The sequence below is a fragment of the Spirosoma pomorum genome (assembly GCF_054776615.1).
The window spans coordinates 673,551-688,259 of record NZ_BAAHBP010000001.1; the positions used below are offsets into that span (position 1 = coordinate 673,551).

Below are 14,709 nucleotides of genomic sequence, written 5' to 3' on the forward strand. Positions count from 1 at the left end.
GGCTGCTGCCGTGCTCACGACTTAGTTCGCTGCTTCTTCTTTCGTTTCGTTAGCAGGTAAGATCGCCTTACCGCCTGCCTTTTCAATGGCTTCTTTCGCGCTTACTGAGAAGGCATGAGCATGCACTTCAATAGCAGACGTCAGTTCGCCACGGCTTAGCACTTTAACGAGATCTTTTTTACCAACAAGACCGTGTTCACGAAGAAACTCGATGTTCACGACGGTCGTGCTTGTTGCATCAACCAGTGCCTGAATTGCATCCAGATTCAGTGGTTTGTACTCAACCCGGTTGATATTTTTAAAGCCAAATTTCGGTACACGACGTTGAAGAGGCATCTGACCACCTTCAAAGTGAACTTTACGACTGTACCCGGAACGCGATTGCGCTCCTTTATGACCACGCGTAGACGTACCGCCCATGCCTGATCCCTGCCCGCGTCCGACTCGCTTGCGCTCTCTGACGGAACCTTTTGCCGGTCTAAGGTTGCTTAAATTCATTATTGTATAGATATAAAAGATGATTCTTCTGGCTTTCTAGAGGGTCACAATAAGAAAACCCAAAACATAGAAAACCAAAAGAATCGCAAAGATACTTAAATTTCTTCAACCTTCACTAAGTGTTGAACTTTGTTAATGGCACCACGTAGGGCATCATTATATTCCAGTTCAATACTCCGGTTGATTTTGCCCAAGCCAAGTGACTTGATAGCGTTTTTCTGCGTTTGCGGACGGTCAATCGTGCTTTTGACCTGTGTAATACGTACCCGTGCCATAAGTGATGTCGTTTAACCGTTAAACACTTTAGCTAGACTTACCTGCCGCTGGAACGCTACCTGGTGAGGCAGACGCATTTTCAGCAGGGCATCAAGCGTTGCTTTTACTACGTTGTGTGGGTTCGATGAACCCTTTGATTTCGCCAGGATATCACGTACGCCGGCTGATTCCAGCACAGCACGCATAGCACCACCAGCGATCAGTCCCGTACCGGGAGCGGCTGGTTTCAGCAGGACGAATCCGCCACTGAACTTACCTTCCATTTCGTGAGGTACGGTATGCTTCAGAAGAGGAATCTGCACCAGGTTTTTCTTAGCATCTTCAACTCCTTTAGCAATAGCGTCGGTTACTTCATTGGCTTTGCCCAATCCGTATCCAACAACTCCATTACCATCACCGACGACGACAATCGCCGAAAAACTAAACCGGCGACCACCTTTTACTACCTTAGCGACCCGGTTGATAGCAACTACCTTTTCCTTCAGGTCCGCTTCGTTATACTTTGTCGGTCTTGCTGCGTTCGTTACCATTGCTTGCTTAGAACTTGAGGCCGGCCTCACGGGCTGCATCGGCCAATGCTTTTACTTTACCATGATACAGATAGCCGTTGCGGTCAAACACAGCACTGCTGATGTTTTGAGCAACCGCTTTCTCGGCTAACCGCTGTCCTACTTTTTTCGCAGTGTCAGCAGTGTTTCCTTCTACTTCGCTTTTCAATTCAATCGATGAGGCAGATGCGACCGTGCGGCCAGCTACGTCATCAATCAATTGTGCGTAAATCGCTTTGTTCGAACGGAAAACGGATAGCCGTGGACGCTCAGCCGTTCCAGAAACTTTAGCCCGGATGCCGTACTTAATCCGTTGTCTTCTCTCTTGTTTATTCGTTGCCATGTTATTTGATTCCGACCAAATTGGCTTGTTAAATGATCATTGGTAGTTCACAGTAGCCATCAATTGTCAGCTCCAGCAGACGTAGCCAGATCCTGACAACCAATGACCCGATGACCTTATTTCTTAGACGAAGATTTACCAGCTTTCCGGCGAACTTGCTCACCAATGAAGCGGATACCTTTGCCTTTGTATGGCTCAACTTTACGCAGCGAGCGGATTTTAGCCGCTACATCGCCAAGCAACTGTTTGTCAGATCCTTCTAAGTAAACTTTTGGGTTCTGTCCTTTTTCTGTTACAGCTGTAACTTTTACTTCCTGCGGTACTGCCACATAAACGTTGTGCGAGTAACCCAGTTGCAGTTCAAGTACATTGTTGTTAACCGACGCTTTGTAACCAACCCCGATTACTTCCAGATCAAGTTTGAAGCCTTCGCTAACACCCGTAACCATGTTGTTTACGAGGGCGCGGTACAGGCCGTGCAGCGCTTTGTGACGTTTCTGCTCCGTTGGTCGCGATACGTGAATCTGACCATCTTCAACGGCAACCGAAATATCCGGATCGACCGTTTGTGTCAGCGTACCTTTTGGTCCCTTAACCGTTACGATATTACGATCATCAACAGACAACGTAACGTTCGAGGGCAGGGCAATTAATTTCTTACCTATGCGTGACATTGTTGTTCAGATTAATACACGTAACACAAAACCTCACCACCTACGTTAAGCACTTTGGCTTCTTTGTCCGTCATCACACCTTTTGAAGTCGAGATGATTGCAACACCCAGTCCGTTGAAAACACGCGGCAGGTGGTCAGCTCCGCGGTATTGACGCAGACCTGGACGGCTGATGCGCTGTAGATCAACGATAGCAGATTGCTTCGTCGTTGGATTGTATTTCAGAGCAATTTTAATGCTGCCCTGTGGGGTGCTATCATCGAACTTGTAGTTCTGGATGAACCCTTTATCATACAATACTTTCGTAATTTCCTTTTTTATATTCGAAGCAGGGATCTCCACAATCCGGTGTTTAGCGCGGATGGCGTTTCTGACGCGTGTCAGATAGTCTGCTATTGGATCTGTATTCATTCTTAGCGTTGCGTTACTTGCAAACCCTTGTTTTTAAATAAGTTCGCAAAATTACGGAAACTGAATTACAAATAGAAATGATGCTGAGATTACCAGCTCGACTTGGTTACACCTGGAATTTTCCCTGCTGATGCCATTTCGCGGAACGTTACCCGAGAAATACCAAACTTACGCATGTATCCCCGTGGACGGCCGGTTAATTTGCAGCGGTTATGTAACCGAACAGGCGAAGCATTTTTAGGAAGCTTGTCTAGTCCGATATAATCACCAGCGGCTTTCAAGGCAGCCCGCTTAACAGCGTATTTAGCTACCAGCGCTTCGCGTTTCCGCTCACGTGCTTTTATTGATTCTTTTGCCATGTCGATTGGTTATTTCTTGCCGGTGTTTGCGAACGGCATTCCCATTGCTTTCAACAATTCGTAGCTTTCGTTATCGGTATTAGCGGTTGTTACGAACGTAATATCCATACCAGAAATGCGGGCTACTTTATCGATGCTGATTTCCGGGAAAATGATTTGTTCCTGAATACCAAAAGTATAGTTACCACGACCATCGAATCCTTTGTCGCTGATGCCTTTGAAGTCACGAACCCGTGGAAGTGACACCGCAGTCAGGCGATCAAGGAATTCATACATTTTTACGCCACGTAGCGTAACCTTCGCACCGATCGGCATTTTCTCCCGCAGTTTGAAGTTCGATACCGCTTTCTTCGACAGCGTCGGAACGGCTTTCTGTCCCGTGATCGTCGTCAATTCTTCGACACCTACGTCAACCAGTTTTTTATCTGCGACAGCGGCTCCGATCCCTTTGTTGATAACGATTTTGCTCAGACGCGGTACTTGCATTACCGACTTATACTGAAACTTGTCTTTCAACTGAGGTACGACCTCACTCAAATATTTATCTTTCAGTCTTGGCGTTGCCATTTTCTTAGACCTGTTCTAGTGTTACTTACGAACATCCGGGATAAAGCTGCCGGTCTTCTTCGAGAAGCGCTGCAGCTTACCTTTGTCATTCAACTTGCGGCCCGTCCGGGTTGGTTCACCCGTTGCTGGATCAATCAGTTTCAGGTTACTGATATGAACTGATCCTTCCGTTTTTACCAGGCTACCCTGTGGATTCGAAGCGGTTGGCTTCACGTGTTTGGTGATCATTGCGACACCTTCAACGCGAGCCCGATCTTTTTCAATGATCACCTCTTTTACTACCCCACGCTGGCCTTTTGAGTTCCCACCAATTACAAGAACCGTATCGCCAGTCTTGATGTGGAATTTGTGCTTTGGGAGTGTTACTTTCTTTTCCATTGCTTACAATACTTCCGGTGCTAACGATACAATTTTCATAAATTGCTTTTCGCGCAACTCACGAGCAACAGGTCCGAAAATCCGGGTCCCCCGTGGCTCATCGTTGTTGTTGAGCAGAACGGCCGCGTTGTCTTCGAACCGAATGTAAGAACCGTCTTTCCGACGTACTTCTTTCTTCGTGCGAACAACAACAGCTTTCGATACTGTGCCCTTTTTCATGCTGCTGGACGACAGCGCTTGCTTCACCGTCACGACAATCTTGTCACCGACTGATGCATACCGCTTGCCTGTACCGCCCAGGACGCGGATAACTAGCACTTCTTTAGCACCACTGTTATCGGCTACTCCTAATCTTGATTCTTGCTGTACCATGGCTTACTTCGCCTTTTCGATGATTTCGACTAATCTCCAACGTTTATTTTTGCTCAACGGGCGGGTCTCCATGATGCGAACCATGTCACCGATACCACACTCATTTTGCTCGTCATGCGCGGTCAGTTTCTTTGTCTTGTGTTGAAACTTACCGTACAGTGGGTGTTTCACCTTGCGTTCGATGGCAACGGTGATGGTTTTCTGCATTTTATTGCTGGTCACCCGTCCAATCCGCTCCTTCCGGGCGTTACGCTCTGAAGCAGTTGCTTCGGTTGCGGCAACGCTCGTAGTTTGCGGCTGCTCAGCGGCTGCTACCGGTGTAGGTTCCGCCTGCGGTGCTTGTTGCTCTTCCATTGTCGTGTCTTATTAGGCTTGTGCTAATTTAGCCGTCAGTTCCGTGTTCAGGCGAGCAATCCGTTTACGGCTCTCGCGAATGCGCATCGGATTCTCGATTGGAGAGACAGCATGCGCAAACTTTAATTTTAACAGACGATCCTGTTCAGCACCAATCTCAGTGCGAATCTCGTCGGCTGACAGTCCTTTCAAATCTTCTTTTTTCATCTTGTTCGTTGCTTGGGGGATTACACGCTTTGCTGCTCTTGGTAATCACGACGAACCACAAATTTGGTCCGAACTGGCAATTTCTGAGCAGCTAAACGCAGGGCTTCCTGCCCCGTTGCTAAATCAACGCCCGTTGCTTCGAACATAATCGTGCCGGGCTTTACTACGGCAACCCAGTATTCTGGAGCACCTTTACCTTTACCCATCCGTACTTCAGCCGGCTTTTTCGTGATCGGCTTATCGGGGAAAATACGAATCCAGACTTGACCTTCCCGTTTCATTGCACGGGTTACCGAAATCCGGGCGGCTTCAATTTGACGGGCCGTAATCCGACCCGGCTCCAGCGATTTGATACCGAAGGTACCGAAGGCGATTTCATGGCCGCGCGATGCGATACCAGGAATCCGGCCTTTCTGCTGTTTGCGGAATTTAGTTCTTTTTGGCTGTAACATGGCCTTTGCTTACTATATAGGGCTTTTAGCCGTTAAGATTATCGTCTTTGTCCACCACCACGGTTTCCACCGCCTTGGCCGCCACGGTTTCCACCGCCTTGACCACCACCACGGTTTCCGCCACGATCATTGCCGCGTTCGTTACGGTTCCGACCACCACGGTCGTTGCCATCGCGATCACCACGTGGGCCACGACGATCACCACGATCATTAGCACCGGCGCTACGTTCGCCAGCTTGCGCCTGGCTCATCATTGCTGCTGGAGACAGATCACGCTTACCGTACACTTCACCTTTGAAAATCCACACCTTAATGCCGATTTTACCATAGACGGTTTGTGCTTCAGAGATAGCATAATCGATGTCCGCCCGTAGCGTGTGCAGAGGGACACGGCCTTCTTTGTACTGCTCCGAACGAGCAATCTCAGCACCACCTAACCGGCCAGATACTTTCACTTTAATACCTTGAGCACCAACGCGCATAGCTGACTGAATAGCTTGCTTCATTGCACGACGGAACGAGATCCGAGCCTGTAGCTGCTGAGCAATTGCTTCACCAACTAGTTTAGCATCGATTTCAGGCCGTTTGATTTCGAAGATATTGATCTGGACATCTTTGCCCGTGATCTTTTTCAGCTCTTCTTTAATCTTATCAACTTCACCACCGCCTTTACCGATAACGATACCTGGACGGGCCGTGTGGATCGTCAGCGTAATACGTTTCAGCGTGCGTTCGATAACAACGCGAGCAATGGCGCCTTTTGGGATACGGGCTGCTACGTATTTACGGATTTTCTCGTCTTCGACGAGTTTTTCCGAAAACTCTTTACCACCGTACCAGCTCGATTCCCAGCCCCGAACAATACCAAGTCGCAGGCCAACTGGATTTATTTTTTGTCCCATTTCTTTCTATTGTTCGTTTTCAGGGGTTTCTGCTTCTGCCTGGCTCAATACGGGTTTGGCAGCACTGTCTACAACGATCGTGATATGGTTAGACCGTTTCCGAATCCGGTGACCACGACCCTGAGGTGCAGGGCGCAGACGTTTCAGCATCGGACCGCCATCAACGAAGATCGTTTTTACGTAAAGATCAGCGTCTTCAATCCGCTCATCTTCGTTCTTTTGCTGCCAGTTGGCAACGGCCGACAACAGTACTTTCTGCAGAGTTGCGGCACCAGCTTGTGGCTGATATTTCAGGAGACCCAACGCCCGGCTAACGCGCTGACCACGGATAAGGTCGGCGATCAACCGCATCTTACGGGGAGACGTGGGCACATCTTTAAGTTTTGCTACTGCTTCCATAGTTTCATGGCTTGAGCTTGGGGTTCGGAATTAAGGGTAAAACACCCCCATCCTATGCCCGGCGCCCTGCGCTAAATTTATCGTTTGCCCTTGTCTTTCTTCGCGGTGTGTCCCCGGAAGTTACGCGTTGGAGAGAATTCGCCCAGTTTGTGACCAACCATGTTTTCGGTTACGTAGACTGGGATGAATTTGTTGCCGTTGTGCACAGCGAAGGTATGGCCTACAAAATCTGGAGAGATCATCGAGCGACGCGACCAGGTTTTGATAACCGACTTTTTGCCCGATTCGTTCTGCGTCTGTACTTTGTTATCCAGACGAAAATCAATGTATGGGCCTTTCTTAAGTGAACGTGCCATTGTTATCTATTACTTTTTGCGTCGGCTGATAATCATACTTTCAGAAGCCTTGTTCTTGTTCCGGGTCTTCTGACCTTTCGCGAACTGGCCATTCCGTGACCGTGGGTGACCACCGGATGCCCGGCCTTCACCACCACCCATTGGGTGATCGACAGGGTTCATAACTACAGCACGAACGCGAGGGCGACGGCCTAACCAGCGTTTCCGACCAGCTTTACCAATCACAACGTTCATATGGTCTGAGTTCGATACCGAACCAACCGTTGCCATACCGATGCTCAATACCCGGCGGGTTTCGCCCGATGGCAGACGCAGGATAGCGTATTTATCTTCACGACCTACCAGCTGTGCGTATGTGCCAGCCGAGCGGGCCATCGAACCACCTTTACCAGGTGTCAGTTCGATATTGTGAATGATTGTACCAATCGGCATCGCCGACATTGGCATTGCGTTACCGACATCCGGCGTTACGCCTTCACCCGATTGGATAGTTTGGCCTACCGTAATGCCTTGTGGTGCGATAATGTAGCGTTTTTCACCGTCGGCGTATTGAACCAGAGAAATGCGGGCCGAGCGGTTTGGATCATACTCTACAGTCAAAACTTCGGCTGGTTGGCCGACTTTATCGCGCTTGAAGTCAATAACACGATAGTGCTTCTTATGACCTCCACCAATGTAGCGCATAGTGCGGTGGCCTTCATTGTTCCGGCCGCCGGTTCTCTTCAGGGGCTCCAGCAGGCTTCTTTCCGGCGTGGAGGTGGTTATTTCCGCAAAGTCAGGTGCCACGCGAAAACGGGTACCTGGCGTTATTGGTCTTAGTTTTTTAACTCCCATGACTGATTAATTGGTGCAATGTGTGGTTTACAGGTCAGCGTAGATATCAATTACTTCGCCTTCTGCCACCGTAACAATTGCTTTCTTGGTGGTTGGGGTTTTACCAGTTACAACGCGTCCGTTGATGTTTTTGCTCCGGCGCTTACCGAAGACGCGCATCGTGTGTACAGCTTCTACGTTAACGCCGTACATTTTCTCGATGGCTTTGCCGATCTCGAGTTTGTTGGCTTTTAGTTCAACCTCAAAAGCATACTTCCCTTGCTTGTTAAGGCCCGTCATCTTTTCAGTGACGATTGGTCGTTTCAGTACGCTCATGATCTTATTTGTCGAACAACGTTTGAATGGTTGACAGCGCTTCTTCACTGATCAGCAGTTGATCTGCATTCATCAGGTCATAGGTATTTACCTGACCGGCCGTCGTTACTTTCGTTTTCTGTACGTTCCGGCTCGACAGGACTACATTTGCGTCTACGTCAGGCAGAATCAGCAGCGTCTTATGACCAGCTACATTCAGAGCGCTCAGGAACTGGATGTAATCTTTCGTACGAGGAGCTTCCAGCGTCAGGCTATCGATAACCGAGATCTTCTCAGCCTGTGCTTTTACAGCGAAAGCTGACTGGCGAGCCAGCGCTTTTACTTTTTTGTTCAGTTTGAAGCTATAATCACGAGGGCGAGGTCCGAAGATCGTACCACCACCAACGAAAACTGGCGATTTAGCACTACCAGCACGAGCGCCACCGGTTCCTTTTTGCTTCTTCAGTTTGCGAGTCGAGTGCGCGTTTTCAGCCCGCTCTTTCGCTTTGTGCGTTCCCTGACGTTGGTTAGCCAGGTACTGTTTCACGTCGAGGTAAATCGCGTGTTGGTTTGGCTGGATGCCGAAAACCTCCTCCGACAGGGTGACCTTTTTGCCTGTGTCTTCCCCCTTGCTGTTATATACGATTACTTCCATGACTATTTCTCGATAATAACGTAAGAATTTTTAGCGCCGGGGATCGAACCGCTAATAACGAGCAGGTTTTGCTCAGGCAGAACACGCAGGACGCGCAGGTTTTGAACCGTTACGCGGTTACCGCCCATACGGCCGGCCATGCGAAGGCCCTTGAACACGCGTGATGGAAATGAACACGCACCGATCGAACCTGGGTGACGACCCCGGTTGTGCTGACCGTGCGTCTGACCGCCAACGCCACCAAAGCCATGACGTTTCACAACGCCCTGAAAACCGCGACCTTTAGCCGTTCCGACTACGTCAACGAATTCCTGCTCGGAGAATACATCGGCTACCGTGAGAACTTCGCCAAGGTTCAGTTCCTGTTCGAATTCTTTGAATTCAACCAGTTTACGCTTGGGTGTGGTGCCTGCCTTTTTGAAGTGGCCCATCTCCGGCTTGTTACTGTGCTTTTCTTTTTTGTCGCCATAACCCAGTTGCACAGCTTTGTAGCCGTCTTTCTCGACGCTACGAACTTGAGTTACGACACAGGGACCCGTTTCAATCACTGTACATGCCAGAGCCTGCCCGTCCGCATTGTACACGCTGGTCATCCCGATTTTCTTGCCAATTAAACCAGACATTTGTGTTTGTTTAAAGTAAGCAGGTAAAAAATAGGTACATTCCCGCACCCAGTCCTTCCGGGTATTCGGGCCGCAAAAGTAGTCAGAATATCAGACGAATCCTATATCTGCTTCACAATCAAGGTCCAAAAGACATAAAAAAAGTCAGACGCGCTGCACCTGACTTCCTACGGACAGACAATACCCAGCATAGCAGGGATTGTTTGCCCAAAAGTCAGATGTGGTTTCTACCGGATCGTACTGATCGCAGCGGACCTTCATCCTCATATGTCTTTACTCGTAGTTTCGAGTTTGGGAGTGCAAAAATAGAAATTTATTTCTGCTATCAAAAATTTTCTCTGAAAGAAAGTTTTGATTATCAAGAAACAAGCAGCAAAATCAGAGTAGCCTCGGTAAGTCTTTGGCGCCTTATACAAACTTGTCACAATGTGCTTCATAAAAAATCACCGTCAGTCAACAAAATTTGGTGTTGACTGACGGTGATTTTTTTATTTCTGTCTTTTCCTAGAGGTGAATTGCTTCGCCGTAGGCCGCTTCGGTGGCATCTTTAATAGCTTCCGACATGGTTGGGTGCGGGTGAACAGCTTTCAGAATTTCTTCGCCTGTTGTTTCCAGCTTACGAGCGGCTACTACTTCAGCAATCATCTCAGTTACGTTGTTACCGATTAAATGAGCGCCGAGAAACTCGCCGTATTTCGCGTCGAAGATGACTTTCACAAAACCTTCTGGCGTGCCAGCGGCCTTGGCTTTACCCGATGCCGTGAATGGGAACTTGCCAACTTTCAGTTCGTAACCTGCTTCGCGAGCTGCTTTTTCGGTATATCCTACTGACGCAATCTCTGGTGTGCAATACGTACAGCCGGGAATGTTGTTGTAGTTCAGCGGTTCAACGTGTGGTTGACCAGCGATCTTCTCAATACAGATGATCGCTTCAGCCGAAGCTACGTGTGCCAGTGCCTGGCCTTTCGTTACGTCGCCAATCGCATAGTAGCCTTCTACGTTGGTCCGGTAATAATCATCCGTAACGATTTTACCGCGATCCAAGGCAATGCCTACTTCTTCCAGACCGATATTTTCAACGTTAGCAACAACGCCAGCTGCAGAAAGCACGACGTCTGCATCAAAAGTTTTCTCACCATCTGGTGTTTTTACGAACACTTTGCAACCGTTGCCGCTCGTATCCACCTTTGTCACCTCCGATTTGGTAAAGATATCGATGCCTAACTTTTTATACTGCTTAGCCAGTTCTTTCGAGATGTCTTCGTCTTCGACGGGTACTACATTCGGCAGGAATTCAATGATTGTCACTTTCGTACCCATACTGGCGTACACGTAAGCGAACTCAACACCAATAGCACCCGAGCCGATAACCAGCATGGTGTCGGGCTTTTTCTCCAGCGTCATTGCCTTCCGGTATTCGATGACTTTTTCGCCATCGATCGGAACGTTTGGCAACTGACGAGCACGACCGCCCGTAGCGATAATGATGTGCTTCGCTTCGTATACCGTTGCTTTACCATCTTTATCAGTTACCTCAACCTTCTTGCCGGGCTGAACTTTACCAACGCCACTGATGATGTCGATTTTATTTTTTTTCATCAGGAACTGAACGCCCTTGCTCATGCTGTCAGCAACGCCCCGGCTCCGTTTGATCACTGCGCCGAAATCGGCTTTTGATTCACCCTGAACGGTAATGCCATAGTCGGCGGAGTGCTTGATATATTCGAAAACCTGCGCCGACTTCAGCAGCGCTTTAGTAGGGATACATCCCCAGTTCAGACAGATACCGCCGAGGCTTTCGCGCTCAATAACGGCCGTTTTTAACCCTAATTGCGATGCCCGAATAGCGGCCACATAACCGCCCGGCCCGCTACCCACAACGATTACGTCGTATTGTGCAGCCATTATATTTCTATTGACTTATATGGATTAAACAGGTGTACTACCTTCAAAAACAGAACGCAAAGGTAGGCGGAAAAGTTGATACCGGAGCCAAACCCATCGAGGTCCTTCTTTTGTTCTATCTTTGTCAAGTCTAAATTTTTAACAAACGACAAGTTCATGACAACTGATCAGTTGGCCGACTTGAGAGCCAGAGTAGAGGCTCTAAGGGGGTATCTTTGACTACGATAATAAAAAAACTCATCTAGCCGAGCTTGAGCAACAGACGTTCCAACCCGAGTTCTGGACCGATGCTGCCCGGGCCGAGGGTGTAATGAAACAGGTACGGGCGCTGAAAGGCTGGACAACGGGCTACGAACGCCTGAAGGGTCAGTTTGGCGACTTGGAAACGCTGTTTGAATTCTACGAAGCGGGCGACGTAGGTGAGGAAGAAGTTGATGCCGAAGGAGAAAAAGTTAACGCTACACTCGAGGAGTTGGAGCTCAAAAAAATGCTCGGTAATGAGGAGGATCAGCTGAGCGCCGTATTAGAAATCAATGCGGGGGCCGGTGGAACCGAAAGCCAAGACTGGGCCGACATGCTCTACCGCATGTATATGCGCTGGGCCGAAAAACACGGGTACGCGCTGAAACAGGTCGATTACCAGGAAGGGGATACGGCAGGTATTAAATCGGCGACAATTGAAGTTGATGGCGCCTTGGCCTACGGATTCCTGAAATCAGAAAACGGGGTGCACCGGTTGGTACGCATCTCGCCATTCGACTCAAATGCCCGTCGTCATACGTCCTTCGCGTCTGTTTTTGCCTACCCGTTGGTTGATGATACGATCCAGATCGACGTAAACCCGGCCGATATTGACTGGGATACCTTCCGGTCGGGTGGTGCCGGTGGGCAGAACGTGAACAAAGTAGAAACTGCCGTTCGGTTACGACACAAACCCTCGGGGCTGATTATTGAGTGTCAGCAGGAACGAAGCCAGCTTCAGAACAAAGAGGTGGCGATGCGCCTATTGAAGTCAAAGCTCTACGAGATCGAGGTACAGAAGCGAAACGCAGCCCGCGCCGAGGTAGAGGCCGGAAAACAGAAAATTGAGTGGGGCTCGCAAATCCGCTCGTACGTCCTGGATGATCGTCGGGTGAAAGATCACCGGACGGGGTATCAGACGTCCAACACGGAAGCGGTGCTGGATGGCGACATTGATCCATTCATCAAAGCTTTTCTGCTTGAACAGGAGTAAAATAAATAAGTAACTAAAAGGGACCGTTGATTTAAGTATCAGCGGTCCCTTTTAGTTAATAACAAGTTAGAATTGTTAATCCCGGAAAACAAATTTCGTTGGCGCAACTCCGGTCATCACAGAATCAATGAGCGCCCCTCCCGGCTGATAGCGTAGGACGTAACCAAACTGACCGGATGTCACTGTTGATCCCCCATAAATCACGCCGGTTTTGGGGTCGGTTCCCACACCCGAAAACACGCGCTGAATAAGGGGCACAGGTGGCAGACTCGTGTCATTCACGGATACTCGGTAAGTAGTCCCTCGAAGTCGATTCACGGCCGGATCGAAGTAGGCGTTTACCACGTAAAACACTTGTTTGTCAGCGCTTAATGAAATTGACACCGGATTCTGGTTACCCGTTCCCACTACGAACCGGGTTTCAATTGTTTTGGTACCGGGATTGATACGTACCATTTCCCGGGTTGACGGAACATAAGCCCATAGTTTACCATTAACATCGACGGCAACAGGGTTCACGTTAGCTCCGACTACGATACCAGGTTCCTTTACAACGTCTTTTTCCGTATCGATTACGGTTAGCGACGTTCCTCCCTGCGAGTTACCGACGAACGCTTCGTAATTAGCAGCTACAACGCGCTCGGCTCCGGCGGCTAACGTAATTTTTTTCGTTACGGTTCGCGACGCTAAATCGACGACCAGTACATACGAAGACCCAGTACTTCCTGTCCCACGGCAGGTGATATATGCTTTATTAGGTCCAGCCGCCCCCACGTATCGAGGATTCTCAACATCAGGAGCGCCCAGCGTAGCCAATTGAGTAAACGTACCCACACTGACAATTTCGACTTTGTCCTGGCCAGTAGCGTTGTTATCAACTACTATAACGCCTTTGCCGTTGATTTCGGCGTAGTCCTGTATTGACCCGTTCAGTGTTCTGGCATTAGCGGCATTGAATACGTCAAGCTCGAACGGGCCGGTGCTTCGCGGTATGAACGTAATCGAACCGTTGTTGGCCTGTGAATTACCCGTATTAACAACGTAAGTACCCGATTCATATGGCATTACTTCGGGTTCGCTTACTCGACAGCCCGTCAGGCAAACGATGAGTAGTGCTGGTAACGATTTGAACAACTCTTGTTTTTTCATGAAAATGACGCCCCCTGAGAGTCTCTAGTTTTCCAAGCAGGCAGTAAAATGTTACCTGTCGTGAGGAATACAAAGATAGAGGTGGTAGGTTTGCTTTTGTATCATAGTAATAAATCGACGGGTTGCCCCGGCTCAGCCATCAGATGAAAAAGGCATTATGGTCTCTTGCAGGACAACGCGCATTAGTTACAGGTGGCACCAAAGGCATCGGCGAAGCAATAGTCCAGCAATTTCTCAACTTTGGCGCGTCCGTGTTCATTGTGGCGCGCAACAATGATTTATTGCAGGAGCAACTCGACCTATATCGCCAAGAAGGTCACATCGTGTCTGGATTGGCTGCCGACATGAGCCAGCCTGGCGTAGCTAGTCAGGTTATTCAGGCCGTGAATCAGGAATGGGGCAGTCTGGATATCCTGGTTAATAACGTTGGCACCAATATTCGGAAACCTACGATTGAATACAGTCCCCTTGACTATGACCACGTTGTCACGACCAACATGCGTTCGGTTTATGAACTTTGCCAGGCAGCCTATCCTCTATTAAAAACATCCGGCAACGGCAAAATTGTTATGGTCTCGTCGGTGTCCGCCCTGACACACACCAGCAGCGGTTCGCTCTATGGCATGACAAAAGCTGCTCTGCTACAACTGACGCGTAATTTAGCCGTTGAGTGGGCCGTCGACAACATCCGCGTCAATGCCGTTGCCCCCTGGTATATCAAAACGCCCCTGGCAACTCCCGTTCTGACCAATCCCGAGAAAATGGCCGGAATCCTGTCTCGCACGCCCATGAAGCGGGTGGGTGATCCTGAAGAGATTGCCTCCATTGTTTCGTTTCTCAGCATGCCCGCTTCCAGCTACGTAACGGGCCAGACCCTCGCGGCCGATGGTGGCCTGCTCGCCTGGGGTTATTAATTTTCA

At 49.1% G+C, this 14,709-nt stretch carries 24 protein-coding genes; 2 read left to right on the forward strand and 22 right to left on the reverse strand.

Annotated elements, in window-relative coordinates; translation table 11 throughout:
- Positions 1 to 21 precede the first annotated feature (21 nt).
- The 21 genes from rplO to lpdA all read right to left on the reverse strand — a co-directional run bounded on the left by rplO (position 22) and on the right by lpdA (position 11,406).
- Entirely contained in the window at positions 22 to 498 is a 477-nt protein-coding gene (rplO, locus tag ACYVAD_RS02775; RefSeq protein WP_461137934.1) for a 50S ribosomal protein L15, read from the reverse strand.
- 95 nt (positions 499 to 593) lie between these two features.
- Positions 594 to 773 (reverse strand): 50S ribosomal protein L30, encoded by a 180-nt coding sequence (gene rpmD, locus ACYVAD_RS02780; RefSeq protein ID WP_176568952.1) that lies wholly within the window; start codon positions 771 to 773, stop codon positions 594 to 596.
- 12 nt (positions 774 to 785) lie between these two features.
- The gene (rpsE, locus tag ACYVAD_RS02785; RefSeq protein ID WP_176568953.1) at positions 786 to 1,304 is read right to left on the reverse strand and encodes a 30S ribosomal protein S5; all 519 of its coding nucleotides are present in this window, start codon (positions 1,302 to 1,304) and stop codon (positions 786 to 788) included.
- Between the two features lie 7 nt (positions 1,305 to 1,311).
- Entirely contained in the window at positions 1,312 to 1,665 is a 354-nt protein-coding gene (gene rplR, locus ACYVAD_RS02790) for a 50S ribosomal protein L18 (protein WP_461137935.1), read from the reverse strand.
- Between the two features lie 116 nt (positions 1,666 to 1,781).
- Complete coding sequence (gene rplF / locus ACYVAD_RS02795) at positions 1,782 to 2,339, reverse strand: 50S ribosomal protein L6 (protein WP_461137936.1); 558 nt, start codon at positions 2,337 to 2,339, stop codon at positions 1,782 to 1,784.
- Positions 2,340 to 2,350: 11 nt separating this feature from the next.
- Entirely contained in the window at positions 2,351 to 2,749 is a 399-nt protein-coding gene (gene rpsH / locus ACYVAD_RS02800) for a 30S ribosomal protein S8 (protein WP_461137937.1), read from the reverse strand.
- 89 nt (positions 2,750 to 2,838) lie between these two features.
- Positions 2,839 to 3,108 (reverse strand): 30S ribosomal protein S14, encoded by a 270-nt coding sequence (gene rpsN, locus ACYVAD_RS02805; RefSeq protein WP_461137938.1) that lies wholly within the window; start codon positions 3,106 to 3,108, stop codon positions 2,839 to 2,841.
- 9 nt (positions 3,109 to 3,117) lie between these two features.
- Positions 3,118 to 3,675, reverse strand: a complete 558-nt coding sequence (gene rplE / locus ACYVAD_RS02810) for a 50S ribosomal protein L5 (RefSeq protein WP_461137939.1) — start codon at positions 3,673 to 3,675, stop codon at positions 3,118 to 3,120.
- A 21-nt stretch (positions 3,676 to 3,696) separates the two neighbouring features.
- Positions 3,697 to 4,053 (reverse strand): 50S ribosomal protein L24, encoded by a 357-nt coding sequence (gene rplX / locus ACYVAD_RS02815; protein ID WP_461137940.1) that lies wholly within the window; start codon positions 4,051 to 4,053, stop codon positions 3,697 to 3,699.
- A gap of 3 nt (positions 4,054 to 4,056) precedes the next feature.
- On the reverse strand, positions 4,057 to 4,425 hold the full coding sequence (rplN, locus tag ACYVAD_RS02820) for a 50S ribosomal protein L14 (protein ID WP_018618706.1): 369 nt from the start codon (positions 4,423 to 4,425) through the stop codon (positions 4,057 to 4,059).
- Between the two features lie 3 nt (positions 4,426 to 4,428).
- Positions 4,429 to 4,779 (reverse strand): 30S ribosomal protein S17, encoded by a 351-nt coding sequence (rpsQ, locus tag ACYVAD_RS02825; RefSeq protein ID WP_461137941.1) that lies wholly within the window; start codon positions 4,777 to 4,779, stop codon positions 4,429 to 4,431.
- Positions 4,780 to 4,791: 12 nt separating this feature from the next.
- Complete coding sequence (gene rpmC, locus ACYVAD_RS02830) at positions 4,792 to 4,986, reverse strand: 50S ribosomal protein L29 (RefSeq protein ID WP_461137942.1); 195 nt, start codon at positions 4,984 to 4,986, stop codon at positions 4,792 to 4,794.
- Between the two features lie 20 nt (positions 4,987 to 5,006).
- Positions 5,007 to 5,438 carry a 50S ribosomal protein L16 gene (gene rplP / locus ACYVAD_RS02835; RefSeq protein WP_461137943.1) on the reverse strand — a complete coding sequence of 144 codons (432 nt, stop codon included), beginning with the start codon at positions 5,436 to 5,438 and terminating at the stop codon, positions 5,007 to 5,009.
- A 38-nt stretch (positions 5,439 to 5,476) separates the two neighbouring features.
- A complete protein-coding gene (gene rpsC / locus ACYVAD_RS02840) occupies positions 5,477 to 6,340 on the reverse strand; it encodes a 30S ribosomal protein S3 (RefSeq protein ID WP_461137944.1) in 864 nt (287 codons plus the stop codon).
- 6 nt (positions 6,341 to 6,346) lie between these two features.
- Positions 6,347 to 6,739, reverse strand: a complete 393-nt coding sequence (gene rplV / locus ACYVAD_RS02845) for a 50S ribosomal protein L22 (RefSeq protein ID WP_176568963.1) — start codon at positions 6,737 to 6,739, stop codon at positions 6,347 to 6,349.
- Positions 6,740 to 6,816: 77 nt separating this feature from the next.
- Positions 6,817 to 7,095, reverse strand: a complete 279-nt coding sequence (gene rpsS / locus ACYVAD_RS02850) for a 30S ribosomal protein S19 (protein WP_176568964.1) — start codon at positions 7,093 to 7,095, stop codon at positions 6,817 to 6,819.
- Positions 7,096 to 7,104: 9 nt separating this feature from the next.
- Complete coding sequence (gene rplB / locus ACYVAD_RS02855) at positions 7,105 to 7,929, reverse strand: 50S ribosomal protein L2 (protein WP_461137945.1); 825 nt, start codon at positions 7,927 to 7,929, stop codon at positions 7,105 to 7,107.
- Positions 7,930 to 7,956: 27 nt separating this feature from the next.
- A complete protein-coding gene (gene rplW / locus ACYVAD_RS02860) occupies positions 7,957 to 8,244 on the reverse strand; it encodes a 50S ribosomal protein L23 (RefSeq protein ID WP_461137946.1) in 288 nt (95 codons plus the stop codon).
- Between the two features lie 4 nt (positions 8,245 to 8,248).
- Positions 8,249 to 8,878 (reverse strand): 50S ribosomal protein L4, encoded by a 630-nt coding sequence (gene rplD / locus ACYVAD_RS02865; protein WP_461137947.1) that lies wholly within the window; start codon positions 8,876 to 8,878, stop codon positions 8,249 to 8,251.
- Positions 8,879 to 8,880: 2 nt separating this feature from the next.
- Positions 8,881 to 9,501: a 50S ribosomal protein L3 gene (gene rplC, locus ACYVAD_RS02870; RefSeq protein WP_461137948.1), complete on the reverse strand. Its 621-nt coding sequence runs from the start codon at positions 9,499 to 9,501 to the stop codon at positions 8,881 to 8,883.
- 504 nt (positions 9,502 to 10,005) lie between these two features.
- Positions 10,006 to 11,406, reverse strand: a complete 1,401-nt coding sequence (gene lpdA / locus ACYVAD_RS02875; RefSeq protein ID WP_461137949.1) for a dihydrolipoyl dehydrogenase — start codon at positions 11,404 to 11,406, stop codon at positions 10,006 to 10,008.
- A gap of 156 nt (positions 11,407 to 11,562) precedes the next feature.
- Between lpdA and prfB the strand changes: the two genes are divergently transcribed.
- Positions 11,563 to 12,640, forward strand: a protein-coding gene (gene prfB, locus ACYVAD_RS02880; RefSeq protein WP_461137950.1) for a peptide chain release factor 2 whose coding sequence is annotated in 2 segments (ribosomal slippage) — positions 11,563 to 11,622 and positions 11,624 to 12,640 — 1,077 coding nt in all. Because the reading frame shifts where the segments join, the coding sequence is not laid out codon by codon here.
- Positions 12,641 to 12,715: 75 nt separating this feature from the next.
- On the opposite strand, the gene ACYVAD_RS02885 is transcribed toward prfB, so the two are convergent.
- Positions 12,716 to 13,789, reverse strand: a complete 1,074-nt coding sequence (locus tag ACYVAD_RS02885; protein ID WP_461137951.1) for a YncE family protein — start codon at positions 13,787 to 13,789, stop codon at positions 12,716 to 12,718.
- Positions 13,790 to 13,932: 143 nt separating this feature from the next.
- Here ACYVAD_RS02885 and ACYVAD_RS02890 point away from each other — a divergent pair, with 143 nt between their 5' ends.
- A complete protein-coding gene (locus ACYVAD_RS02890) occupies positions 13,933 to 14,703 on the forward strand; it encodes an SDR family oxidoreductase (RefSeq protein ID WP_461137952.1) in 771 nt (256 codons plus the stop codon).
- The last annotated feature ends 6 nt before the right edge of the window (positions 14,704 to 14,709 follow it).